The organism is Streptomyces rhizoryzae (assembly GCF_023155275.1).
In the GTDB taxonomy this organism is placed as follows: Bacteria; Actinomycetota; Actinomycetes; order Streptomycetales; family Streptomycetaceae; genus Streptomyces; species Streptomyces rhizoryzae.
In genome coordinates this window covers 1-24,438 of record NZ_JALMUV010000023.1, presented here as the reverse complement: position 1 = coordinate 24,438, position 24,438 = coordinate 1, and the positions used below count along the sequence as shown (strand labels likewise).

Here is a 24,438-nt window from a genome sequence, read left to right as displayed (position 1 = left end):
GGGCGGTCCGGCGCGGCGCCCCCACTCCCTCCGGCCCCGCTTCCTAGAGTGGTGCGACAAAAGGGACACCTGCCCGGAATGTTCCGCCGGGCGCGGCGCCCCGCCCCTCCCCCGCACCCGCACCCGCACCCGCACCCGCCACACCCGTCGCACCGCTCGCGGCCGAACGAACGAGGGCCCGCCCCATGGAGATGTACCGACCGCCCGCCCCGGCAGCGCCCCGGAATCCCGGCCTGAAACGGCACATCGGGCTGGTGGGGCTGATCTGGACCTCCGAGGGGTCCATCATCGGTTCCGGATGGCTGTTCGGCGCGCTGTTCGCGGCGCAGGCGGCCGGTACGGCGGCGCTGGTCTCCTGGGGCATCGGGGCCGTCGCCATCGTCATCCTGGCCTTCGTGCACGCCGAACTGGGCGCGATGTACCCGGTCGCGGGCGGTACGGCGCGCTTCCCGCACTACGCGTTCGGCAGCGCGGCCGGCGCGTCGTTCGGCTGGTTCTCCTGGCTCCAGGCGGTGACCGTGGCGCCGATCGAGGTACTGGCGTCCCTCAACTACCTGAGCGTGCACGTCCCCTGGGTGCAGACCGGCAAGAACCACCTCACCCCGGCCGGCTACGGCCTGGCGGTCGCCTTCATGGCGTTCTTCGTGGTGGTGAACTTCTTCGGCATCCGGTGGCTGGCGCACACCAACAGCGTGGCGACCTGGTGGAAGGTGGCCGTCCCGGTCCTGACCATCGTGGTGATGGGCGCCGCCGTCTTCCACCCCGGCAACTTCGGCTACCAGGGCTTCTCGCCGTTCGGCGCCAAGGGCGTGCTCTCCGCGATCAGCACCAGCGGCATCATCTTCGCCCTGCTGGGCTTCGAGCAGGCGGACCAGCTGGCGGGCGAGAGCCGCGACCCGGCGCGGGACATCCCGCGGGCGGTCATCGGCTCGATCGTCATCGGCGTGCTGGTGTACGTGGCGCTCCAGGTGGTGTTCATCGGGGCGCTGCCGCACAGCGCGTTCGCGCACGGCGGGTGGGCGGACCTGTCGTTCAGCGGCAAGGCGGGCCCGTTCGCCGGTCTGGCCGGCACCATCGGGCTCGGCTGGCTGGCGACCCTCCTCTACATCGACGCGGTGATCTCGCCGTCCGGGACGGGCCTGATCTACGTGACCGCCACTTCCCGGGTGGCGTACGGGCTGTCCCGGAACGGCTATGTGCCGGCGGCGTTCGAGCGCACCACCCGGCGCGGGGTGCCGTGGCTCGGGCTGCTGACCGCGTTCGCCATCGGGCTGGTCGTCTTCCTGCCGTTCCCCACCTGGCAGAAGCTGGTGGGGTTCGTGACCTCGGCGAGCGTGCTGATGTACGCCGGGGCCCCGCTCGCCTTCGGCTGCCTGCGGAAGCAGGATCCGCACCGACCGCGCCCGTACCGGCTGCCCGGCGGGCTGTTCTGGGCGCCGGTGGCCTTCATCGTCGCCAACTTCATCATCTACTGGGCGGGGTGGGACACGCTGTGGCGGCTGGGCGTGGCGATCGTCCTGGGCTACCTGCTGCTCGGCGCCTCGGCGCTGCTGCACCTCAACCCGAAGGTGCCGCACCTGGACTGGCGGAGCGCGCAGTGGCTGCCGGTCTACCTGCTCGGGATGGGCGTGATCTCCTGGCAGGGCGGTTTCTGCAGCACCGGCCCGGCGTCCCGGGTGCACTGCGGGGCGACGGACGCCCTTCCGCTGTGGTGGGACATGGCGCTGATCGCGGCGTTCAGCCTCGTCATCTACTTCTGGGCGCAGGCGGTACGGCTGCCGGCCGCGGAGACGCAGGAGTACATCGGGTCGGTGGAAGTGGTGCCCGGGGGCTGAGCGCCGGCCGGCCGGTACGGAAAGCGGCCCCGGCTCGGCCGGGAGAAGCCCCGTGGCGGGGCCGGGCGGGGTGTGCGCCGGTGGTTCCGGCGGTGGTGCGGGGGATCGGCCGTCGGCCGCCCCGGCAGGGCGCCAGGCGGCCGGAGGGAGCATCGGCGCAGCACTGCTGACCTGGGCAGATGCCCCGTTCCGTCCTACCCTCGCAGGGACGGCGGCGCCGGTCGGCGGCGCCGGAGACCGGACGAGGGGGCGGGATGCGCACGGAGGACGGGACCACGGAGCCGGAGCGGACCGGTGGCAGGGTGCGGGTGGAACGGGACATCCGGACGGTGGAGGACGTACTCCGGCTGCTGGACGGCCTGTTCGCGCCGGAGGCGGACCGCTGGACGGCGGGGGCGGCCGGCTGGTGGGACGGTTTCTACGCCGACCGCGGCCGGCCGGTGCCGTTCTTCGCGGCCGCACCGGACGAGAACCTCGTCTCGTACGTGGCCCGCGGGCTGGTGCCCGCCGGCCGGGCGCTGGACCTGGGCTGCGGTCCGGGCCGCAATGCCCTGCACCTGGCCGCGCTGGGCTTCACGGTGGACGCCGTGGACCTCTCCCCGGCCGCCGTCGCCTGGGCCGGGGACCGGGCGCGGGCGGCGGGGGCCACCGGGGTCCGCTTCCACCGGGGGGACGCCTTCGGGGGCCTCACCGGCCCGGGCGGTCCGCTGAGCGGCCCGTACGACCTGGTCTACGACTCGGGGTGCTTCCACCACCTGCCGCCGCACCGCCGGATCAGCTACCTGGCCCTGCTCGACCGGGTGCTGGCCCCCGGCGGCCACTTCGGCCTCACCTGTTTCGCGGCCGGGGAGATGGGGTCCGAGCTGCCCGACGCCGCCTTCTACCGGCGGTCCCGGCTGGAGGGGGGCCTGGCGTACACCCCGGAGGCGCTGCGCGGCATCTTCGCCGGCCTGACCGAGGTGGAGCTGCGCCGGATGCGCGACGAGCCGCCGGAGTCGGAGTGGTTCGGCGAACCGTTCCTGTGGACGGCGCTGTTCCGGCGGCCTCCCGCACCGACACACCGCATGCTTTAGCAGTTGCGCAAGTCTTGGGAGTACTGTCGGGCTGTCGTCGACCGTCACGGGTCGGTCCGTACAGGAGGCCAGGATGACCGCGGTCAGCTTCCCCGTGCGCGGGACCACGCGCGCCAAATCGGCCTGGGGCCGGATGCTCGGGCGCGGGTCGCTGGTCCGCCGGCTCGACTGGATACTGCTCGGCGCGGCCTTCGCGCTCTCCGGGATCGGCGCACTGCTGGTCTTCTCCGCGACCCGCGGCCGGATGGAACTCAACCAGGGCGACCCGTACTTCTTCGTGGTGCGGCACGTCGTCAACACCGGGATCGGCCTTGCGCTGGGCGCGCTGACCCTCTGGTACGGGCACCGGCGCCTGCGCGACACCGTCGCCGTCCTGTACGCGGTGACGGTGCTGCTGGTGGCGCTGGTGCTGACACCGGTCGGCGCGACCATCAACGGCTCCCGGCGGTGGATCGTGATCGGCGGCGGGATGTCGGTGCAGCCCGCCGAGTTCGTCAAGGTCGCCATCGTGCTCGCCATGGCGGTGGCCCTCACCACCCGGGTGGACGCCGGCGACCTGACCGCGCCGGACCGGCGGGGCATCGTCCGGGCGCTGGCCCTGGGCGGCCTGCCGGCGGTGCTGATCCTGCTCACCCCCGACCTGGGGCAGGTCCTGGGGATCGCGGCGATCGTGCTGTGCATGCTGGCCGCGGCGGGGGCGCCGAAGCGGTGGATCCTGGGCCTGCTGGGGGCCGGACTGGCCGGCTGCCTGGCGGTCTGGCAGTTCCACCTGCTGGACCAGTACCAGATCAACCGGTTCGCGGCGTTCGCCGACCCCCAGCTCGATCCGGCGGGCGTCGGCTACAACACCAGTCAGGCCCGGATCGCCATCGGCGCCGGCGGGCTGACCGGCTCCGGACTCTTCCACGGCGCCCAGACCAACGGGCAGTTCGTGCCCGAGCAGCAGACCGACTTCGTCTTCTCGGTCGCCGGCGAGGAGCTGGGCTTCCTCGGCGCGGGCCTGATCATCGTCCTCATCGGGGTGGTGCTCTGGCGGGCCTGCCGCATCGCGCGGCAGTGCCCGGACCTGTACGGCACGGTCGTCGCCGCCGGGATCGTCGGCTGGCTGGCCTTCCAGGCGTTCGAGAACATCGGGATGAACCTCGGCATCATGCCGGTCACCGGGCTGCCGCTGCCGTTCGTCAGCTACGGCGGTTCGTCGATGTTCGCCGGCTGGGCCGCCGTCGGCCTGCTCCAGTCGATAAAGGCGCAGCGGGTGATGTCGGCCTGACGGCCGGCGCCTACCGCGCGGCGAACACCCCGCGCAGATGGCGGCCGTTGGCGAGGACCAGCACGCCCAGCAGCGCGAGCCCGCAGACCCCCTGCTCGATCTTCAGCCACAGCGGGAACGGCCCGGGGACCGCGATGATCACGGCGATGGCCGCCGTCATCACCGCGGCGACGATCCGCAGCCGCCGGTAGGCGCCCCGCGAGCCGCGGGCCGCCCGGACGGCGAAGACGAAGGTCAGCAGGGCGCTGACGGCGACGATACCGGCGCGCACCCACACCGCGTCGTTCACGGCGGCGGCGTCACCCCGGAGCAGGTAGATCGCCACGAGGGTGAGCACGCTGAGGGCGAGGTAGCCGCCGACCAGCAGCCGGACGCCGCGCAGGGCGGTGACGCTGCGCGGGTGCCGCACCGCTTCGACGGGAACCGCGGTGGGGTGCGCGCTCCGGGCGTTCATGGTCGTCATCCTTACGTCGTGGGCGGGTTGGCTGCCGGAGGAGCGGCGCGCCTCCGGCCGGACGCTTCCAGGATCGGGCCGCCGGACGGCCCGGTCCTCGCCCCCGCGGACGACTTTCCGCGGCGCTCCGCGTCAGGGGCGGATCGGGGCCGACCCGTACGGGCTCCGGGACCGGGCCTCGGGGTCGGGCCCGCCCGGCGCCGGCCGGAGCGGGCCGCCTCACCCGTCCGGCGGCCCGGTGCGCCCGGTCGCCCGGCCCGCGTTGCGGGGCGTCCGCGGGGCCGCAGGATGGCTCTGGGACCAGACCGTGAGGGAAGAGAGGCCGCGCCATGCCCACCGTGACCACGCGGGACGGAGTCCGGCTCCACTACAAGGACTGGGGCACCGGCCGCCCGGTCGTCTTCCTGCACGGCTGGCCGCTGAACGCGGATGCCTGGGACGACCAGATGGCGTGCGTGGCCGGCCACGGCTACCGCGGCATCGCCCACGACCGCCGCGGGCACGGCCGCTCCGAACAGCCATGGGACGGCTACGACTTCGACACCTTCGCGGACGACCTGGCCGACCTGATCACCGCGCTCGACCTGCGCGAGGTGACCCTGGTCGCGCACTCCATGGGCGGCGGCGAACTCGCCCGCTACATCGGGCGGCACGGCACCGCCCGGCTCCGCGGTGCGGTGCTGCTCTCGGCGATCCCGCCACTGATGCTCCGTACGGACACCAACCCCGAGGGCGTACCGCCGGAGGTCTTCGAACAGCTCAGGAACGGCATCCGCGCCGAGCGGTCGCAGTTCTGGCGGGACACCGCCGAGGGGTTCTTCGGCGCGAACCGGCCGGGCACCAGGGCCACCCAGGGCAACAAGGACGCGTTCTGGTTCATGGCGATGCACCAGAGCGCCAAGGCGGGCGTGGACTGCGTGACGGCGTTCGCGGAGACCGACTTCACCGAGGACCTGAGGGCGTTCGACATCCCCACGCTCGTGGTGCACGGGGACGACGACCAGATCGTGCCGCTCGACGCCACCGGCCGGAAGACGGCGCGGATCGTCCCGGACGCCACCCTCAGGGTCTACGAGGGCGGCTCCCACGGCATCGCGCTGGTGCCCGGGGACAAGGAGCGCTTCAACCGGGACCTGCTGGACTTCCTGGACGGATGACGCCGCCGGGGGCGCGTCAGGCCCGCCGGTCCGGCGGCGCCTGTCCGCCGCCGTCCCAACCCCGTTCCAGCAGGCCGAAGATCTCGCGCATGGCGGCCTCGGGGTCCTCGGCGCCGCGGACCAGCTGCGGCGCCTCCAGGGCGAAGCGGGCCAGCGCCACGGACCGCAGGTCGCCCTCCGGGGCGCCGGCGGCCTCGGCGAGCACGGCGGCCAGCGCGGTCTCGTGCCGCAGCCACATCCGGTCCTGGTACTCCCGCAGCGCCGGGGTCGCCTCGACCATCGCGTAGAAGGCGCGGACGTCCGGTTCGCCGCTGTGCAGGCACAGCCGGGTGCGCACCAGGTGCGCGCACAGGGCGTCCAGGACGGAGCAGTCGGGCGCCCGGTCGCGGACCGCGGCGACCATCCCCGCCTCCAGGTCCTCGTCGAGGTCGAAGACCAGCGCCTCCTTGCTGGGGAAGTGCTTGAACAGCGTGGTCACCGACACATCGGCCGCCTCGGCCACCTCCCGGACACCGACGGCGTCGTAGCCGCGCTCCAGGAACAGTTCCAGCGCCGCGTCCGCCAGGGCCTGGCGGGTGCGGGCCTTCTTGCGCGCGCGGCGCCCCATCGTCTCGTCCATGGGGCCATCCTACCCGCCATGGTTGAGCCGCTAAGAAAGTTTAGCCGTTGCACTTTTACGGTGCGGTGTGTTTCTCTGAGTGCGGGCCGCCGCGCCGCTCCGGCGCCGTCCGTTGTCCGGCCCTTCCCAGACCGCTTTTTGCTTCCCCACGGGGTGATTCCTCATGTCCAACACGTCCGCACACCCGCCCGCCGACCGCTCCGGCCACCTGCCCGGTCCCGGGGACGGCCGGCCGCCCAGGATCGCGATCGCCGGGGGCGGCCTCGGCGGCCTGGTCTGCGCCCGCGTCCTGGAGCGGCACGGGCTGCCCGTCACCGTCCTGGAGCGCGAGTCCTCGCCCACCGCCCGCACGCAGGGCGGCAGCCTCGACATCCACCCCGAAAGCGGCCAGGAGGCGCTGCGCGCCTGCGGACTCTTCGAGCAGTTCAGCGCGCTGGCCCGGCCCGAGGGACAGGAGTACCGCCTGCTGGACCGCACCGGCGCGATGGTGCAGCACCTGGTGCCCGAGGACGGCGCGGAGCCCCGGCCGGAGATCGACCGCGGCCGGCTCCGCGACCTGCTGCTGGGCTCCCTCGCCGCGGGCACCGTGCGCTGGGGTGCCGCCGTGGAGACCGTCACCCCGCTGGGCGGCGGCACCTCCCGGGTGACCCTCGCCGACGGCCGCACCGAGGACTTCGACCTGGTCATCGGGGCCGACGGGGCCTGGTCGCGGGTCCGCGCCGCGGTCACCGGCGTGCAGCCCTGGTACACCGGCGTCACCTTCGTCGAGTCGTACGTCGAGGACTGCGACCGCCGCCACCCCGACCTGGCCCGCCTCGTGGGCCCGGGCTCCCTGATGGCCAAGGAGGGCGGCCAGGCGCTGTTCGCCCAGCGGAACGGCGACGGCCGCATCCGGGTCTACGCCGCCTTCCGCGCCCCCGAGGACTGGCACGCCGGTCTCGACCTGACCGATCCCGGAGCGGTCCGGGAGTATCTGCTGGCGCGCTACGCGGACTGGGACGAGAGCCTGCTCGCGCTGGTGCGGAGCGGGGACGGCGGTTACATCAGCCGTCCGCTGCACGCGCTGCCCGTACCGCACACCTGGGAGTCCGTGCCCGGCCTGACGCTGCTCGGCGACGCCGCCCATCTGATGCCGCCGCTCGGCGTCGGCGCCAACCTCGCCATGCAGGACGGCCTCGAACTCGCCCGGGCGCTGGTCACCGAGGCGTCCCTGGAGGACGCGGTGCGCGCCTACGAGAGGGTGATGCTGCCGCGTGCGGCCGAGACCGCCGCCGCGTGCGCGGAGGGCCTGGCCCACCTGCTGCCGCCGACCGGCGAGACCGCGCTGCACTTCCCGGAGATGCCGGGCATGCGCACCGTCTGACACCGGGCCGGCGACCGCCCGCCGGCCGCCGCCCGCCCCGGACGCCCAACTGTCCCGCGTCCGCAGCAGTGTTGAGACATTTCCACAGCCCGCTCCGGGCCGGGATGGCTCTAGTATCCTGCGAGGACGCGAAAGGTGGGCCATGACGATCACGGGGGACGTCACCGTCGTCGTGCACGACGACGCCGACGACGAGGAACTGGACGCACTCACCCGCCAGTTGGCGGACGAGCTGCGGCAGCTGGAGGTGCCGGAGGTCGCCCGGCCCCGGCAGGCCGGTGCGGCCGGCGGCAAGAGCGGACTGCTGGAGTCGGTCGGCACGCTGGTGCTCGGCGGCGGCTTCTCGGTCGCCGTCCTGCGGTCGGTGACGCGCGTCGTACAGGACGTGATCCGGCGCACCGGTGCCCGCAAGGCCGTGCTGGTGAGCGGCGAGCACCGGCTGGAGCTCCAGGGGGCGTCGAAGCGGACCACCGACGCGGCGGTGGACGCCTGGATCCAGGCGGTGGCCGCCGGCGCGGACCCGTCGGCGGGCGACGCACCGCGCCCGGCGGCGGTGCGGCCCGCGGCGCTGGAGGGCCCCGCGGGAGACTCCTGATGCGGCGGCCGGACCGCGCACGGCCCGGCCGGGCGCCGCGCACCCCGGGAGGCCCCCGTGGGTGATCGCCGCGCCCTGCTGATCGCCACCGAGCGCTATCTCGACGACTCCCTGCCCCAGCTCCGCTCACCGGTCCAGGACGCCCGCAAGCTCGCGGCGCTCCTGGAGGACCCGGACATCGGCCAGTTCGACTCCGTGCAGGTGCTGGTCGACGAGTCCAAGGAGGTCATCGAGGCGGCCGTCGAGCGGCTCTTCCAGGACCGCGGGGTGGATCTCGCCCTGGTCTACCTCTCCTGCCACGGGCTGAAGGACGGCCGGGGGCGGCTGCACTTCGCGACCGTGCGGACGGTGCGGGAGACGGTGCGGTCCAGCGCGGTCTCCGCGGAGTTCATCAAGGAGTCGATGGAGTACAGCCGGGCCCGGCAGAAGATCGCGCTGCTGGACTGCTGCTTCTCGGGCGCGTTCGGCAAGTCCAAGGGCGGCGCGGACGCGGACGACATCCCGCGGCAGTTCGTGGACCACCGCGGCAGCTATGTGATCACCGCCGCCGACTCCGTCCAGGAGGCCCTGGAGGACGAGATACCGGGCGGCGGCCCGGCCGAGTGGAGTTCGGTCTTCACCCGCGCCGTGATCGAGGGGCTGAGCACCGGCCGCGCCGATCTCGACGAGGACGGCTGGGTCACCGCGCAGGAGCTCTACCAGTACGTGGCCGACACCGTCGCGCGCACCCACGAGCAGAAGCCCACCTTCTTCGGCAGCGACATCCAGGGCGGCACCCGGCTGCGGCTGTCCAAGGCGTCCCCGCACGCGCACCGGCCCTTCCACGGCCTCACCGAGTCCGGCGGCCCGTCCGCACCGGCCACGGTCGACCAGCTGCTGCCGCCGCTGGCGGTGACCCCCGACCGCGGTCTGGCGGCCGTGGAGTGGCGGGAGAACGGCCGGCTGATCGCCCCGGTGGGCCGCTCGCACCGCACCGAGGGCCGCCGGGTCCAGACCCACTACGTGGACCTCTCCGGCGGCGCCGGGCACGTGGCGGTGGCCGGCGGGCCGCGCAGCGGCAAGACCCTGCTGCTCCAGACCCTGGTGACCTCCCTCGCGCTCACCCACACCCCGCACGAGGTCGAGTTCCACTGCATCGACTTCGGCGGCGGCGGACTGCACCGGCTCAAGCACCTGCCGCACGTCCGCGGCCTGGCCCGGCGCCAGGACCCGGACGGGGTCCACCGGATGGTCGCGCAGGCGGTGGCACTCAACACCCGCCGGGAGAACGACTTCCAGCGGCTGCCGGCGATCGACTCCATCGAGGCGTACCGCGGTGCGCGGGCCCGCGGCCGGCTCACCGACCAGCCGGTGGCCGACCTCTTCCTGCTCGTCGACGGCTGGCCGGAGTTCGCCGAGAACTTCCAGGACCTCGCGGTGGCGCTGCGCGGTGTCGCCGCCACCGGCCTGCGGCACGGCGTCCACCTGATGGTCAGCACCTCCCGCTGGTCGGCCCTGCCCCGGCCGCTGCTGGACGTCATGCTGACCCGCTTCGAGCTGGCCCTCAGCTCCCCCGACGAGTCGCTGGTCCACCCGGAGCTGGCCGCCCAGCTGACACCGGCCACGCCCGGGGTGGCGCTCTGCAGCGACCGGGCCGAGAAGCGGTACGTGCACATCGCGCTGCCGCGGACCGACGGTGCCGCCACCGTGCACGACCTGGCGTCGGCCGCGGCCGAGCTGGGCGCGCGGGTGCGCGGCGGCTGGGCGCCGCACGCCACCGACGCACCGGCCGCGGCCGCCGCCGCCCCGTGGGAGGAGCTGTCCTTCGCGGACCTGCTGGAGATCGGGGACCCCGGCGCGTTCACGGCCTCGCGGTTCTGGGGCCGGCGCGCGCCCGGCGACCGGCTGCGGGTGCCGATCGGGATCGGCCAGGACGGCCGGCCGGCCTTCCTGGACCTCAAGGAGGCCGCGCTGGGCGGGATGGGCCCGCACGGCCTGTGCGTGGGCGCGACCGGCTCCGGCAAGTCCGAGCTGCTGCGCACCCTGGTCCTGGCGCTGGCGGCCACCCACTCCTCCGAGCAGCTCAACTTCGTCCTCGCGGACTTCAAGGGCGGCGCCACGTTCGCGGGGATGGCCGAGCTGCCGCACGTCGCGGCGGTGATCACCAACCTCGCCGACGACCGCACGCTGATCGGCCGGATGCGGGACGCGCTCAGCGGCGAGCTCCAGCGCCGCCAGGAGGTGCTGCGCGCCGCGGGCAACTACCCCAACGTTTACGAGTACGAGCGGGCCCGGGCCACCGGGCTGCCGCTGGAGCCGCTGCCCTCGCTGGTCGTCATCGTCGACGAGTTCAGCGAACTGCTGTCGTACGAGCCGGACTTCATCGAGATGTTCATCCAGATCGGCCGGATCGGCCGCTCGCTGGGCGTCCACATGCTGCTCGCCTCGCAGCGCCTGGAGGAGGGCAGGCTCCGCGGTCTGGAGACCTACCTCTCCTACCGGATCGGGCTGCGGACGTTCTCCGCGGCCGAGTCGCGCGCCGCGATGGGGGTGCCGGACGCCTACCACCTGCCGAGCACCCCGGGCGCGGCCCTGCTCCGGTACGACGGGGACGCCGTCCTCCGGTTCAAGAGCGCCTACGTCTCGGCCCCCTACCGCCCGCCGACGGCGCGCCGGGGCGCCGGGGACGCCGCCGACGACCCGCTGGCCGACACCGTGCTGGACGTCCTCGTCGGGCGGATGGCGGGCCAGGGGCCGCCGGCCCACCAGGTGTGGCTGCCGCCGCTGGACGAGCCGCCGACCCTGGACCAGCTGCTGCCGGCCGCCTCCTCCGAGCGCGGGCTCCAGGCGGCCCCGTCCTCCTGGGCAGGCCGGCTGGCGGTGCCGGTGGCGCTGTGCGACAAGCCGTTCGAGCAGCGTCGGGAGCTGATGCCCCTGGACTTCTCCGGCGCGGCCGGGCACGGGCTGGTCGTGGGCGGCCCGCAGAGCGGCAAGTCGACCGCGCTGCGCACGCTGATCGCCGCGTTCGCGCTCACCCACACCCCGCGCGAGGTGCAGTTCTACGCGGTGGACCTCGGCGGGGGCGGACTGGCCGACCTCGCGGGGCTGCCGCACGTCGGCGGGGTCGCCTCCCGCCTGGATCCCGACCGGGTGCGCCGTACGGTCGCGGAGGTCGGCGGGCTGCTGGACCACCGCGAGGAGTTCTTCCGCGCCCACGCGCTCGACTCCATCGCCACCTACCGGCAGCGCCGGGCCGCCGGGGAGTTCGCCGAGGAGCCGTGGGGCGATGTCTTCCTGGTGATCGACGGGCTCGCCTCGTTCCGCGCGGACTTCGACCCCCTGGAGCCGGCCCTGCTGGACATCGCCGGGCGCGGTCTGGCCTTCGGCGTGCACCTGGTGGTCAGCGCCAACCGCTACGGCGAGGTCCGCCCGGCGCTGCGCGACCTGCTGCTCAACCGCGTCGAGCTGCGGCTGGGCGATCCGATCGAGTCGGAGATCGACCGCCGGCAGGCGCACAACGTGCCGGCCGACCGCCCGGGCCGGGGCCTGTCGCCGGACCGGACGCACTTCCTGACCGCACTGCCGCGGATCGACGGCGTCAGCGAGAGCGACAACCTCGGCCCCGCGCTGGGTGCGCTGGTCGCGTCGGTGCGTGAGCACTGGGCGGGACCGGCGGCACCGCCGGTCCGGATGCTGCCGGCGGTGTTCCCGGCCGGCGATCTGCCGGCCCCGGCCGCCGAGCGCCGGGCCGCCGTCCCGTTCGCGATCGACGAGGCGACCCTCAGCCCGCTGCGGATCGACTTCGAGACGGACCCGCTGCTGGTGGTCTACGGCGAGGCGGAATCCGGCAAGTCGTCGCTGCTGCGGCTGCTGGCCCGGCAGATCACCGAGCGGTCCACCCCACAGGAGGCGGTGCTGCTGGTCGGCGACTACCGACGGGCGCTGCTGGGGGCCGTCCCGGAGGGCCATCTGGTGGCCCACTGCTCCAGCGGCCCGCAGCTCGCGGAGTCCGTCCGCTCGCTCACGGAGGTGCTCGGCGAGCGGATGCCGGGGCCGGACGTCACCGCCGAGCAGCTGCGCAACCGCAGCTGGTACGACCAGCCGGACGTGTTCGTGCTCGTCGACGACTACGACCTGGTGACGGCCGCCGCCGGCAATCCGCTCCTGCCGCTGGTGGAGTACCTGCCGTTCGCCCGGGATCTGGGGCTGCGGCTGGTCCTGGCGCGCAGTACGTCCGGGGCCGGCCGGGCGCTCTTCGAGCCGGTGTTGCAGCGCGTCCTGGAGATGGGGGCGCAGGCGCTGCTGTTCTCCGGCGAGCCCGCGGAGGGGCCGCTGGCCGGTCCGCACCGGCCGATGCGGCTGCCGCCGGGCCGGGCGCGGTTCGTCACCCGCAGACGGGACGCCCAGCTGGTGCAAACGGCCTGGTTGCCGGAGGTCTAGCGGCTGGCGACGGCGGTGCTGCGGCGCGGATTTGCGCGGGGCCGGGGGCGGTGTGCGACAGTGGGCAGCCGGGCCGGTCGGGCCCGCCGCGGGTGCGGCGGCGACCACCGGATCCCCCGACAACCCCCATCCTCCGGACGACGGTTCCACCGTGCCCCCGCGCGCGGAACCGGGCCGTCCACCTGCCCGTCCGTCCTCCCCTCCCCGTGAGCGATTCCTTCCCAGAGAGCGATGCAGGCGACGACTCTTCTCCCCCGGACCGCGGACCTGTTCACCCAGGGCCTGGAGCGGCAGGCCGGCTCGGCGCTGCTGCGCTTCGGAGCCGCGCGGCGGCGCCCGGCCGACCGGATCAGCTGGTCCGGCGACGGCGCGGTGGCCTGGCTGGACGCACCGCGCGGCCATGTCTGGAGCGTCGGCGAGCCGACCGCGGCGGCCGGTCTCGTCCTCCGCGCCACCCACCAACTCCCGGACGTGGTGCGGGAGTTCACCGGACCGCGGGGCACCGAGACGCTGCTCGGCCGCCATCTGGTGGTGTCCGATCCGGTGGAATGGGTGTTCCGCTGGACGCTCGCCGAGCCGCCGGCCCACCCGGCGGAGGACCGGGTGGTGGCGCTGGAGGCGGCGCACCACGGCGAGCTGCTCGCCTTCCTCACCGAGCACAGCCCGGCGCACTCGACCGGGCCCGGTTCGGCGGACGTGAGTCTGTGGGCGGGGATCCGCGGCGCGGACGGGCAGCTGGTGGCCTGCGGGGCGCTGAGCAGCCTGCGGGACAGCGGGGCGCCGCTGATGGCGTCGGTGGCGACCGACGCGGCGCTGCGCGGCCAGGGCCTGGGGGCGGCGCTGACGTCGTGGCTGACCCGGTACGCGGTGCGCCGGTACGGCTTCTGCACGCTGTGGCAGCTCGCCGACAACGCCCCGGCCGAGCGGCTCTACACCCGCCTCGGCTACCGCAACGAGGACCCGTGCGTGGCGGCGCGGATCAGCGGGCGCTGAGCGGTCCGGCGCCCGCCGGGGCGCGGTGCCGGGGTGGCCGGTGGCGCAGGCGGTTCCGCAGCCGCCGGCGGCCGGCGCCCTCCGGGCGGAGCGGCGGGCAGGCGTCCGTCAGGAAGAACGTGTAGGCGACGACCTGGATGAGCCAGCGGTCGAAGGCGACGACGGGGCCGAACTGGCGCCGGGGGTAGCGCCCGGTGCGCAGCAGTCCGGCGGCGGGCGAGGTGACGATCACGACCACCAGGACGACCAGCGCGAGGAAGGCGGAGAGCCCGCCGAGCCACCACACGAGCCGGAACGCCAGGCAGAACAGCACCAGGAGCGCGAGCTGCGGGAGGGCGCGCAGCCGGGACACCGGCAGCAGCACCCCGCGCGGCAGCCGCTCGGGCCGGTCGATGAGGAGCCGGGCGGGGTAGCCGGGCGCCGCGCCGAGGCTGAACGGCGGATAGCGGTCGGTGGCCAGCGCCCCGTACGAGTAGTAGGCCACCCGCCAGGCCCAGCGGAGCACGCCGGTGGTGAAGAAGAACAGCGGGCGGGGGTAGCGGCCGGTGCACAGGACCACGGGGAACGCCAGCACGGTGGCGAGCAGGAAGCCGAAGGTCAGCGCGGTGAGCAGGACGTGGTGCGGCACGAGGAGCAGCCATTTGACCGCCCACAGCCAGCGGGACAGCGGCTCGTCCAGCTCCGCCTCGACCCGGACCGGCTGGTACTCCTCGGCGATGGTCGCCATGGCCGTCAGCTCCTTCCGGGGAGCCCCTTCCTGCGAGCGTGCCCGGTGCCGGACGGGCCTGGGCAGGGCCGTCCGGCACCGGTGCCCGGGTCGGGCGGCCCAGCTGTCCGGCCCGGCCGCCTGCGGGGTCAGCCGCGGACGGCCTGCTCGGGGATGGCCGCGCGGGCGGACTGCTTGGTCTCCGCGCCGTGGGCGAACGCTCCGTCGTCGGCGGAGTCGCGGTGCGGGCGCTGCTGGGCCTGGAGGCGCGGGAGGACGCGGCGGAGGTCGTCGAGGAACAGGTCGCCGAGGTCGTGGCCGAAGCCGTTGCGGATGACCACGCGGAGGGCGGCGAGGTCGGTGCGGTTGGCGGGGAAGGTGTAGGCGGGCACCTGCCAGCCGCGTTCGCGGAGGGCGGCGGAGACGTCGAAGACCGTGAAGTTGGTGATCTCCTCCTTGACCCGGAAGGCGAAGACCGGCAGCTGGCTGCCGTCGGTGAGCAGGTCGAACGGCCCCAGGCCGGCGATCTCGGCGGCGATGCGGGTGGCGACGTCCCGGCTGGTGCGCTGGACGGCCCGGTAGCCGTCGAAGCCCAGCCGCAGGAAGTTGTAGTACTGGGCGATGACCTGGGCGCCGGGGCGGGAGAAGTTCAGCGCGAAGGTGGGCATGTCGCCGCCGAGGTAGTTGACGTGGAAGACCAGGTCGTCGGGGAGGGCCTCGGCGTCCCGCCACAGCGCCCAGCCGACACCGGGCATGACCAGGCCGTACTTGTGGCCGGAGGTGTTGATGGAGGCGACCCGCGGGAGCCGGAAGTCCCAGACCAGCTCGGGGTCGAGGAAGGGGGCGATCATCGCGCCGGAGGCACCGTCCACGTGGAGCGGTACGTCGATGCCGGTGCGCTCCTGGAGGGCGTCGAGGGCCGCGGAGATCTCGGCGACCGGCTCGTAGGCGCCGTCGAAGGTGGAGCCGAGGACGGCTACCACGCCGATGGTGTTCTCGTCGCAGAGTGCGACGGCCTCCTCCGGGGAGAGGGTGAAGCGGTCGCCCTCCATGGGAACGTAGCGCGGTTCGACCTCGAAGTAGTTGGCGAACTTCTCCCAGCAGATCTGGACGTTGATGCCCATGACCATGTTGGGGCGGTCGGTGGACTTGCCCTCGGCGCGCCGGCGGTGCTGCCAGCGCCGCTTGAGGGCGAGGCCGGCGAGCATCGCCGCCTCGCTCGACCCGGTGGTCGAACAGCCCACCGCGGTGTGGGGGTCGGGGGCGTTCCAGAGGTCGGCGAGCATGTGCACGCAGCGCGCCTCGATCTCGGCGGTCTGCGGGTACTCGTCCTTGTCGATCATGTTCTTCTCGGCGCACTCCGCCATCAGCCGCTGGGCCTGCGGTTCGGCCCAGGTGCTGACGAAGGTGGCGAGGTTGAGCCGGGCGTTGCCGTCCAGCATCAGTTCGTCGTGGACGATCTGGTAGGCGGTGTCCGGGTCCATGCCGCCGGCCGGCAGCTCGTACCGGGGGACGTGGACCGGTTGCCGGCTGAAGACCGGGTTGACGTTGAGGTGGCGGCTGCTGTCGCGGTGCTGGTGCGGGCGCTTCAGGGGCATGGTGAACGTGCTCCTTCTCGGTACGTGCCGGTCCGTGCGGCGAGCGGTCCGGTCGGCCTCCCGCCCGGCCGGGCCGGTTCGCGCGCGGCGGCCAGGGTAACGGCTGCGGCTGTGCGGCGGTGGTGGGGTCGCGCCGCGCTGGTGCGGCTGGCGGGAAACCACCGCCGCAGCGGCTGTTTCGCGCCAGCCAGCCCGGAATTGGGCGTTCCGTAAAGGCGGCCGTTTCGCCGCCTTACCGGTGTGGAAAGTCCCGGTGACGCGCAATCCGGTGAAGGGGAAGAAATTCCGCGCAACGGAAGCTTTCCACGGGAGGGGCACCCGGTGAGAACCGAGCGAGAAAGCACCGCGGACGCGATACCCGGGGCCACGGCCCCGGACGGATCCGCGATCGGCCGATTCTCCGAGCGGGGCCACCTCGTCCTTCCCGCTTTTCTTCCCGACGCACTGGTGGAGCGCCTCATCGCGGAGACCCACCACTGGGTGGACAGCGGCCTCAAGGAACATTCCATAGCGGCCTGCCACACCCCCGGAATCCGCTGGCGCCGGTGAAACCGTACTGGCGCCCCATGCTGCGCCGGGCGAGGGAACTGGGCCTGGCGCACGGCCGGTGGCCGGAACTTCTCACGGAACATCACTTCACCGAATACCGCGACCGATCCGAGTGGGCACGATGAGAATCCTGGAAACCGTCAGCTTCGCGTCCGTCCTGCGGGACTTCCGCGCCGATCACCCGCTGCGGCGGGCCCACGAGGGGAACACCAACGACGAGGCGGAGGGCCACGTCCGCAACGCCGAGCGCCTGCTCGGCCGGTGGGCCCGGGTCCTGCTCAGCCGGCAGGACGTCCTCGGTGTGATGCTGCCCTGGCACCTGGGCGAGGGCGGCGGCCGGGAGCTGGTCCCGCCGACCGGGCTGACCGTCGCCGACGCCGCCGCCCGGCTCCGCGCCCAGCAGGACGACTACGCCCGCACCAACCCGGTCTGCTGGGCCAAACTGCTGCACCAGCGCACCGCGCCGCCCACCCCGCTCTTCCTCAGCTCCCGGGCGGTCACCGGGGAGGACTACGCGGGTCTGCGGGTCAAGGACGGCATCACCCACCTCGACGGCCTGCACCGCATGCTCGCCTGGGCCGCCTGGCACCTCCTCCCCGAGGAGGAACGCATCCCCGCTTACGTGGCCGGTCCAGCCCCGGCCGACGTAGGGCATGGCGCTCGGCATGACCAGCACCGACTGGACGTTCACCCCGACCGGCAGACCGGCCGTCGCGACCACCATGTCGACGACGTGGCGCACGTCCATGGTGGGCTCGACCCGCGTGCTCCCGTCGGGCTGCCGGACGGCGGGCTGCTCCCGGCCGACCGGGGTGATGTTGCCGACGTCGATCTGGCCGCAGGCGATGTCGTACCGGCGGCCGTCGAGCGAGAGCGAGCGGGTGAGCCCGGCGCCGGCGTGCTCGGCGGCGGTGAAGGCGATCGAATCCGGCCGGGGGACCTGCGCTGACGGTTCCTCCTCTCGTACGGCAGCGCGATCCTCGGCCACGCCCATCCGCTGCTCACCGAGGCCCTGACGGGTGTCCTGGCGACCGGCACCATGTTCGGCACCTGCAATGTCCCCGAGGTCGAACTGGCCGAAAAGATCTGCGCGTTGGTGCCGTGCGCCGATCTCGTTCAGTACGCGAACTCCGGCTCCGAGGCCGTCCAGGGCGCGGTCCGGGCCGCCCGGGGCTTCACCGGCCGCACCAAGATCCTCAAGTTCGAGGGCCACGACCACGGGTGGGCCGACACCCTCGCGGTCTCCAGCAAGCCCTCCGCGGCCGAGGTCGGCCCCTACGACGCACCGGCCCGGCTGCCCCACTCGCACGGGATCCCGCCCGGCGTGGTCGAGGAGGTCGTGGTCTGCCCGTGGAACGACCCGGCGGCCCCGCGCACCGCCCTGGATGCCCACCGCACCGAGCTCGCCGCGGTGATCGCCGAGGCGTTCCCCGCCCTGCGCTGAGCGGCGGACCCGGCCCCGCGCCCCGGTGGCGCCCCGGGGGTGCGGCCCCACCGCGCGCCGGCGCGCCCGCCCCGCCCCCGCCTCGGCGCGCGTGATCGGCCCGGAACTGCTGTCCTGGGGGGAGGAGGCCGTTGCACCGGCAGCGCACGAGCCGGCACAGGGGAGAGAGCCAGATGAGCAGCTACCGAGTCGCGCAGGTCGGCGCCGCCGGGGCGCCCTTCGAGATCGTCGAGCGGACGACGCCGCAGCCGGGTCCGCACCAGGTCCGGATCGCCGTGGACGCCTGCGGGATCTGCCACAGCGATGCCATGTTCGTCGACGGCGCCCTGCCGGACATCGAGTTCCCGCTGGTCACCGGGCATGAGATCGCCGGGCGCATCGCGGAGGTCGGGGACGGCACGGACAGCCGCTGGCAGGTCGGGGACCGGGTGGCGGTGGGCTGGTTCGGCGGCAGCTGCCGGCACTGCGCGGCCTGCCGGCAGGGCGACTTCATCGTCTGCGAGGAGCTGAAGGTGCCGGGCTGGGCGTACGACGGCGGCTTCGGCGCGGAGGTGCTCGCACCGGCCGACGCGCTGGCGCGGATCCCCACCGGGCTGTCCGCGGCGGACGCGGCTCCGATGGCCTGCGCGGGCGTGACCACGTACAACGGGCTGCGGCGCAGCGCGGCCCGGCCGGGGGACCTGGTCGCGGTGCTGGGCCTGGGCGGCCTGGGCCACCTGGGCGTGCGGTTCGCGGCCGCGATGGGCTTCGAGACGGTGGCGATCGCACGCGGCGCCGACAAGGCGGACTTCGCCAAGGAGCTGGGCGCCCACCACTACGTCGACAGCACCGCCGGCACCCCCGTCGCGGAGGCCCTGCAATCCCTCGGGGGCGCCAAGGTGGTGCTGGCCACCGCCGCCAACTCCGCCGCCATCACGGCCACCGTGGACGGACTGGCCCACCGCGGCGAACTGGTCGTCATCGGCGCCGACACCGAGCCGCTGCGTATCAGCCCGACGCAGCTGCTGATGCGGGCCCGGGTGGTCCGCGGCCATCCGTCGGGCACCGCCCAGGACATCGAGGACACCATGGCGTTCAGCGTCCGGCAGGGCATCCGCCCGATGGTCGAGACGATGCCGCTGGAGCAGGTCAACGAGGCGTACGGCAAGATGCTCGCCGGCACCGCGCGCTTCCGGATGGTGCTCGCCCACACGGAGGCGGGACGCACGCGCTGACGGCCCGGCGCCCCCTTTTCCGCTCCGCCCCCGTCAACCCGTCACCGCGCGGCGCAGGCGGCGCAGCAGGTGGCCCGGTCCGGGTCGTAGCGGCGCCGCCGGCAGGCGCACCACGGCCAGTCGAGGCAGGCCGGGCACCGAGGGTAGGGGTCGGCGACCGGTACGCCGCAGGTCCCGTCCTTGCCGGGGCACTCGCGCATCGGCGGCCGGTACGCCACGGCCTCGGCGGTGGTCCGGTCCGCGGCCGTGGCGGGCTCGCGCTCCTCGTCCTCCTCCGCGGCGCGCCGCGCGGTCGGGACCCGGCCGCCCCGGCACACCGGGCAGGGCACGTCGTCCGGACCGGTCCGCCCGGCGGGCCGCCAGCCGTCCTCGCAGCCCCCGGCGCACGGGGTGGGGGCCAGCAGCCACAGGGCGACGTCGTCGGGGCGGTAGCCCTCCCGGTCTGCGGTCTCCGGGCGGCTGAGCGGGCGCGCGGCCCAGCCGGACCACCAGCGGCGCTCGATCCGGGCGGCCAGCTGGCGGGCGGTCCGGTGCCACAGCTCGCTGCGCACGGTCTCGACGACGGCGGGCGGCACCGCGCCGCCGCAGGCCCGGACCACCTTGTCCGGCAGCGCGGACAGCACCGTGCGCACCGGGTCGGACCCGGTCGGCGCCTCCTGGCAGGCATCGCACCGGTCCCGGTCCCAGGTGCGCGCGAAGTAGGTCCGGTCCCACCGGTGGCGGTGGTCCTTGCGGCGTTCCGGAGCGACGTGCACGACCGCGTCCGCGACGGGACCGCGGTCCGGCAGCGGCGCCGAGCAGGTCCGGCACAGGCCCCGGCAGGCTCGGCAGCGCCCGCCGTCGGGGGTCAGCGCCTGGCAGTCGGGGCACTCCCGGCGGCACACCCGGCACAGGTGGTCCTCGGGGTGCGGCTGCGGCAGCCAGCGGTGCTCGCCCTGGCAGCGGACGCAGCGGCGGGGGTCGGTCTCCTCCCGGTGGGTGGGCAGTACCGGCCGCCCCGGGCACTGGTCGCAGCGGACCACGGCCCGCTCCCCCGAGTACCGCACACTCATCCGGAACCTCAACCTCCCGTCGTTCCCACCACACGGCGCACAAGCCAGGCCACGTCGTGCGCCCTGCCCCGGCTCGCCACCCGGCGGCCCCGTGCGTCCCTGGGCGAGGCCCGTCCCCACCCGACTCCGTCGCCGTCGCCGTCGCCGCCTCCGTCCGACGGCCCGCGCCGACTCCACCGCTCCATCACACCACAGCCGCACAGCCGCTCCCCGTCCCCGCCGGCTCGCCCCCGGCGGCCCGGCTCACTCCCCGGCGGCCCGGAACGCCCTCCGGTAGGCGCCCGGTGTCGTCCCCAGGGCCCGCAGGAAGCGGCGGCGGAGGTTGGTGGCCGAGGACAGGCCGACGCGGCGGGCGATGGCCTCCAGGGGCAGGTCGGTGGACTCCAGCAGCTCGCGGGAGGCGGCGATGCGCCGGGCGAGCAGCCACTGCCCGGGGCTCTCGCCGAGCTGGTCGGCGAACCGGCGGGCCAGCGTACGGGCCGACAACCCTTCCCTGGCGGCCAGTTCCTCGACGGTGAGCGGTTCGCCGAGCCGGGTGGTCATCCACTCCAGGAGCGGCGCCAGCGAACCGTCCATCTGGACCGGGTGCGGCGGGGCGGTGTACTGGAGCTGCCCGCCCTCGCGGTGCGGCGGCATGACCATGCTGCGGGCGACCTGAGCGGCGTAACCGGCGCCGTGGTCGGCGCGCACCAGGTGCAGGCACAGGTCGATACCGGCCCCGGAACCGGCGCTGGTGGCCAGGTCGCCGTGGTCCACGTACAGCACGTCCGGGTCCACCCGGACGGCCGGGAAGAGCTCGGCCAGCTGGCCGGCGCGCGCCCAGTGGGTGGTGGCCCGCCGCCCGTCCAGCAGCCCGGTGTGCGCCAGCGCGAAGGCGCCCGAGCAGATGCTGACCAGCCGCGCGCCGCGCCCGTGCGCGCGCCGCAGGGCCTGGACGACGGCGGGTGAGGGCGGGTCCTCCGGGGGCAGCCACCCGGGGATGACGACGGTGTCGGCGCGGTCGAGGGCGGCCAGTCCGTCCGCCACGAGCATGTCGTACCCGGCGAGGGTGGCCACCGGGCCGGGCCGTTCCGTGCACACCCCGAAGGCGTAGCGGACCGGCACTCCCCCGCGCTCGATCCCGAACACCTCGGCCGCACAGCCCAGTTCGAAGGTCGACTGCGGTGGGCGCACGAGGGCGACCACACGGTGGACGGCATTCATGGCAGAAAAGTACCGCAGGATGTCTTTCCTGACACTCGGCTGCTCGCCGCCGCCCCGCAAAGCTGACCCCATGACAACGCACCAGCACATACCGGCCAACCAAAACACTCCGGACAACCCGAACGACCCGAACGACCCGAACCCGGCGCAGAATCCGCCTGGTTACGCCTGGTCCGCCGTGGCGGACGCACCGGTCCGCGAACTGTTCCCCGGCATCCGGCTGCGACCGCTGTGGACCGGGGAGAACGGCGCCGCGGCCCAGGTCCTGGAGATGGACGCGGGCAGCCACTGGGAGGGCATCGACGTCCACGAACCCGGCCCCGAGGAGGTGTTCGTGGTCTCGGGCGTCTTCAACGACGGCGAACGGGACTATCCGGCCGGCTCGTTCCTCCACGCCCCCGCCGGCTCCTGGCACGTACCGCAGACGACGACGGGGTGCACCTTGTTCGTCTTCTATCCGGAGGGCTGACGGCAGGACGCGACCGAACGCCTGCGCCCGAACCTCACAAACCCTCCATGGCACCACCAGGCGCCACTGGGCGCCACCGGGCGCCACCGGACGCCACAGCAAAACCCCACCTGGCACCACAAGAACGGTGGCGCAATGACCGCGCAGCGCCAGACGCGCTGCCGGTCGACCCTCAGCCCGGCCGAAAGCCGCTCCACCCTTCACCTCACCCACCCGACGCCACCACGACACTCGCCATGGCGCCAAAAGTGTGCCATCATGACGCCATGGAGAACACACCATCGCACGCATCGTCCGCACAGTCCCCCTCGCCCGCACCGCTCGACGGGTTACCGTTCGCACGACCCGCCGGGTGCCCGTTCGGTCCGCCCGCCGAGCTGGCGGCGCTGCGCGCGGAGCAGCCGCTCCGCCGGATGCGCTACCCCGACGGGCACCTCGGCTGGCTCGCCACCGGCTACTCCGTCGTCCGTGCGGTGACCGCCGACGCGCGCTTCAGTTCGCGCTACGAGCTGATGCACATCCCCTTCCCCCTCCCTGGCGCCGAGAGCGCCACGATCCCGCCGGCCCCGGTCGGAGACCTCACCGGCATCGACCCGCCCGAGCACACCCGCTACCGCCGACTGCTCACGGGCAAGTTCACGGTCCGCCGGATGCGCGAACTGACCTCCCGCGTCGGGGAGATCACCGCCGAGCATCTGGACGCCATGGCGCGCCGGGGCCCGGGGGTGGACCTGGTGGCGGCGTACGCCCACCCCGTCCCCGCCCTGATGATCTGCGAACTGCTCGGCGTCCCCTACGCCGACCGCGATCGCTTCCAGCACCACGCGCTGGCGGCGAGCAGCACGGACGGGACGCTGGAGGACCAGTACGCCGCCCTGGCCGCGCTCCAGGAGTACGTCCGGGAACTGGTCGTCGCCAAGCGGGCGCGGCCCACCGACGATCTGCTGAGCGATCTGACCGGCAGCGATCTCACCGATGAGGAACTGGCCGGCATAGGCAGCTTCCTGTTGGGGGCGGGACTGGACACCACCTCGAACATGCTCGCGCTCGGCACCTTCGCCCTGCTCACCCACCCCGAGCAGGCCGACGCGCTGCGCGCCGACCCTGGTCTCGCCGACCAGGCGGTGGAAGAGCTGATGCGGTATTTGTCCATCGCGCACACCGGCGTCCGGACGGCGCTGGAGGACGTCGAGCTCGCCGGGCAGCTGATCCGGGCCGGCGAGTCGGTCACCCTCTCGGTGCAGGCCGCCAACCGCGATCCGCTGCGCTTCCCCGAACCCGACCGGCTGGACCTGCGCCGCAAGGCGACCGGCCATCTGTCCTTCGGCCACGGCATCCACCAGTGCCTGGGCCAGCAGCTGGCCCGGGTCGAGATGCGGGTCGCCTTCCCGGCGCTCCTGACCCGCTTCCCGACCCTGCGGCTGGCCATACCTGTGGAGGAGGTGCCCCCGCGCACGGACCTGACGCTCCATGGCGTGCAACGCCTCCCCGTCACCTGGGACGCCGACTGACGCCCGGCGGCCGGGCACGTCCGCAAGCCGGGCACGGCCGCCCGCGAGGTGGGGGCGCGAGCCAGGTGCGGGCGCCATGACCCGGACGCGGCAGCGAGCCGGGGACGTCCGTCAGCCAGGCACGACCGCATGCCATGCGCGGGCGCGAGCCGGCACGGCCACCGGGAGCCGGGCACGGCCGTAAGTCAGACACGGCAGCCAACCGGGTACGGCCACCGCAACCCGGACGCGGCACCGAGCCGGGCACGACCGCCGCAAGCCGGATGCGCCGCAAGCCGGCTACAGCGAGCGCAAGCCGCCTGCGGCCGCGCACCGGATGCGCCGGGGCCCGCCGGGGCACCGCGTGGCGAGGCCCGGAGGCGGTCACACGCCGAATGCCGCCGGGTAGCGGATCACGCCGGACGGTACGGGACGGGAGGTGTCCAGGGTGAGGGCCATCAGCGCCTCGTCGGGGACGTCGAACGGGGCGCGGATGCCGAAGCGGGAGGCAGGGGCGAAGCCGAACCGGGGGTAGTAGCCGGGATGGCCGAGGACCACCACGAGGCTCTCGCCCTTGGCGCGGGCGGCGTCGAGTGCGGCGCGGACGGCGGCCGTCCCGGCGCCCTGGCGCTGATGGTCCGGCAGCACGGCGCACGGGGCCAGGGCCAGGGCGGGCCGGCCGCCGATGTGGCAGCGGGTGAGCAGGGCGTGCCCGGCGACGGTACCGTCCGGCGCCGCGGAGACCAGGGAGAGGCCGTCGATCCAGGCGTCCGGGTCGGCGCGCAGGGCGTCTACCAGGTCGGCTTCGGCCGCGGCCGGGAAGGCGGCGAGGTTGACCGCACGGATGGCGGTGGCGTCCTCGGGAGTCTCGGGACGGGTGGTCCAGGTGGTGGCCATGGGAGTTCCGTTCTCGGAGGTGGGGGCGGAGGTGGAGG

The 24,438-nt window shown here is 74.3% G+C and carries 20 protein-coding genes and 1 pseudogene; 14 read left to right on the top strand and 7 right to left on the bottom strand.

Annotated features, from left to right (window positions below):
* Positions 1-185: 185 nt before the first annotated feature.
* From MUU72_RS19285 to rodA, 3 genes are all read left to right on the top strand, one after another.
* Complete coding sequence (locus tag MUU72_RS19285) at positions 186-1,835, top strand: APC family permease (RefSeq protein WP_248014559.1); 1,650 nt, start codon at positions 186-188, stop codon at positions 1,833-1,835.
* A gap of 308 nt (positions 1,836-2,143) precedes the next feature.
* Positions 2,144-2,908 carry a class I SAM-dependent methyltransferase gene (locus MUU72_RS19280; protein ID WP_248014638.1) on the top strand — a complete coding sequence of 255 codons (765 nt, stop codon included), beginning with the start codon at positions 2,144-2,146 and terminating at the stop codon, positions 2,906-2,908.
* A gap of 73 nt (positions 2,909-2,981) precedes the next feature.
* Entirely contained in the window at positions 2,982-4,178 is a 1,197-nt protein-coding gene (rodA, locus tag MUU72_RS19275; protein WP_248014558.1) for a rod shape-determining protein RodA, read from the top strand.
* Positions 4,179-4,188: 10 nt separating this feature from the next.
* Here rodA and MUU72_RS19270 read toward each other — a convergent pair whose 3' ends face one another.
* Positions 4,189-4,632: a hypothetical protein gene (locus MUU72_RS19270; RefSeq protein WP_248014557.1), complete on the bottom strand. Its 444-nt coding sequence runs from the start codon at positions 4,630-4,632 to the stop codon at positions 4,189-4,191.
* A 329-nt stretch (positions 4,633-4,961) separates the two neighbouring features.
* Between MUU72_RS19270 and MUU72_RS19265 the strand changes: the two genes are divergently transcribed.
* Positions 4,962-5,789, top strand: a complete 828-nt coding sequence (locus MUU72_RS19265) for an alpha/beta fold hydrolase (RefSeq protein WP_248014556.1) — start codon at positions 4,962-4,964, stop codon at positions 5,787-5,789.
* Positions 5,790-5,805: 16 nt separating this feature from the next.
* Here MUU72_RS19265 and MUU72_RS19260 read toward each other — a convergent pair whose 3' ends face one another.
* Positions 5,806-6,408, bottom strand: a complete 603-nt coding sequence (locus MUU72_RS19260) for a TetR/AcrR family transcriptional regulator (protein WP_248014555.1) — start codon at positions 6,406-6,408, stop codon at positions 5,806-5,808.
* A 163-nt stretch (positions 6,409-6,571) separates the two neighbouring features.
* Between MUU72_RS19260 and MUU72_RS19255 the strand changes: the two genes are divergently transcribed.
* The 4 genes from MUU72_RS19255 (at position 6,572) to MUU72_RS19240 (ending at position 13,778) form a co-directional block, all read left to right on the top strand.
* Complete coding sequence (locus MUU72_RS19255) at positions 6,572-7,771, top strand: FAD-dependent oxidoreductase (protein ID WP_248014554.1); 1,200 nt, start codon at positions 6,572-6,574, stop codon at positions 7,769-7,771.
* 142 nt (positions 7,772-7,913) lie between these two features.
* A complete protein-coding gene (locus tag MUU72_RS19250) occupies positions 7,914-8,366 on the top strand; it encodes a hypothetical protein (protein WP_248014553.1) in 453 nt (150 codons plus the stop codon).
* Between the two features lie 57 nt (positions 8,367-8,423).
* Complete coding sequence (eccCb, locus tag MUU72_RS19245; protein WP_248014552.1) at positions 8,424-12,785, top strand: type VII secretion protein EccCb; 4,362 nt, start codon at positions 8,424-8,426, stop codon at positions 12,783-12,785.
* Positions 12,786-13,016: 231 nt separating this feature from the next.
* A complete protein-coding gene (locus MUU72_RS19240) occupies positions 13,017-13,778 on the top strand; it encodes a GNAT family N-acetyltransferase (protein WP_248014551.1) in 762 nt (253 codons plus the stop codon).
* Here MUU72_RS19240 and MUU72_RS19235 read toward each other — a convergent pair.
* Together MUU72_RS19235 and gad are read right to left on the bottom strand one after the other, a co-directional pair.
* On the bottom strand, positions 13,765-14,505 hold the full coding sequence (locus tag MUU72_RS19235; RefSeq protein WP_248014550.1) for a DUF4389 domain-containing protein: 741 nt from the start codon (positions 14,503-14,505) through the stop codon (positions 13,765-13,767). The genes MUU72_RS19240 and MUU72_RS19235 overlap by 14 nt on opposite strands.
* A gap of 128 nt (positions 14,506-14,633) precedes the next feature.
* Complete coding sequence (gad, locus tag MUU72_RS19230; RefSeq protein WP_248014549.1) at positions 14,634-16,082, bottom strand: glutamate decarboxylase; 1,449 nt, start codon at positions 16,080-16,082, stop codon at positions 14,634-14,636.
* Positions 16,083-16,403: 321 nt separating this feature from the next.
* Between gad and MUU72_RS19225 the strand changes: the two genes are divergently transcribed.
* The 4 genes and pseudogenes from MUU72_RS19225 to MUU72_RS19210 all read left to right on the top strand — a co-directional run bounded on the left by MUU72_RS19225 (position 16,404) and on the right by MUU72_RS19210 (position 19,289).
* Complete coding sequence (locus tag MUU72_RS19225) at positions 16,404-16,631, top strand: hypothetical protein (RefSeq protein ID WP_248014548.1); 228 nt, start codon at positions 16,404-16,406, stop codon at positions 16,629-16,631.
* 121 nt (positions 16,632-16,752) lie between these two features.
* On the top strand, positions 16,753-17,580 hold the full coding sequence (locus MUU72_RS19220; RefSeq protein WP_248014547.1) for a DUF6309 family protein: 828 nt from the start codon (positions 16,753-16,755) through the stop codon (positions 17,578-17,580).
* A gap of 18 nt (positions 17,581-17,598) precedes the next feature.
* A pseudogene (locus MUU72_RS19215) lies at positions 17,599-18,075 on the top strand (aminotransferase class III-fold pyridoxal phosphate-dependent enzyme); the annotation flags it as partial.
* A 173-nt stretch (positions 18,076-18,248) separates the two neighbouring features.
* Positions 18,249-19,289, top strand: coding sequence for an alcohol dehydrogenase catalytic domain-containing protein (locus tag MUU72_RS19210; protein WP_248014546.1), 1,041 nt, complete (start codon positions 18,249-18,251; stop codon positions 19,287-19,289).
* Positions 19,290-19,330: 41 nt separating this feature from the next.
* On the opposite strand, the gene MUU72_RS19205 is transcribed toward MUU72_RS19210, so the two are convergent.
* The gene (locus MUU72_RS19205; RefSeq protein WP_248014545.1) at positions 19,331-20,341 is read right to left on the bottom strand and encodes a hypothetical protein; all 1,011 of its coding nucleotides are present in this window, start codon (positions 20,339-20,341) and stop codon (positions 19,331-19,333) included.
* Between the two features lie 243 nt (positions 20,342-20,584).
* A complete protein-coding gene (locus MUU72_RS19200) occupies positions 20,585-21,544 on the bottom strand; it encodes a helix-turn-helix domain-containing protein (protein ID WP_248014544.1) in 960 nt (319 codons plus the stop codon).
* Between the two features lie 70 nt (positions 21,545-21,614).
* On the opposite strand from MUU72_RS19200, the gene MUU72_RS35325 reads away from it, so the two are divergent.
* Both MUU72_RS35325 and MUU72_RS19190 read left to right on the top strand, forming a co-directional pair.
* Positions 21,615-22,013: a cupin domain-containing protein gene (locus MUU72_RS35325; protein WP_282504303.1), complete on the top strand. Its 399-nt coding sequence runs from the start codon at positions 21,615-21,617 to the stop codon at positions 22,011-22,013.
* 266 nt (positions 22,014-22,279) lie between these two features.
* Positions 22,280-23,524, top strand: coding sequence for a cytochrome P450 (locus MUU72_RS19190; protein WP_248014543.1), 1,245 nt, complete (start codon positions 22,280-22,282; stop codon positions 23,522-23,524).
* Positions 23,525-23,887: 363 nt separating this feature from the next.
* Here MUU72_RS19190 and MUU72_RS19185 read toward each other — a convergent pair whose 3' ends face one another.
* Positions 23,888-24,400 (bottom strand): GNAT family N-acetyltransferase, encoded by a 513-nt coding sequence (locus MUU72_RS19185; protein ID WP_248014635.1) that lies wholly within the window; start codon positions 24,398-24,400, stop codon positions 23,888-23,890.
* Positions 24,401-24,438 lie beyond the last annotated feature (38 nt).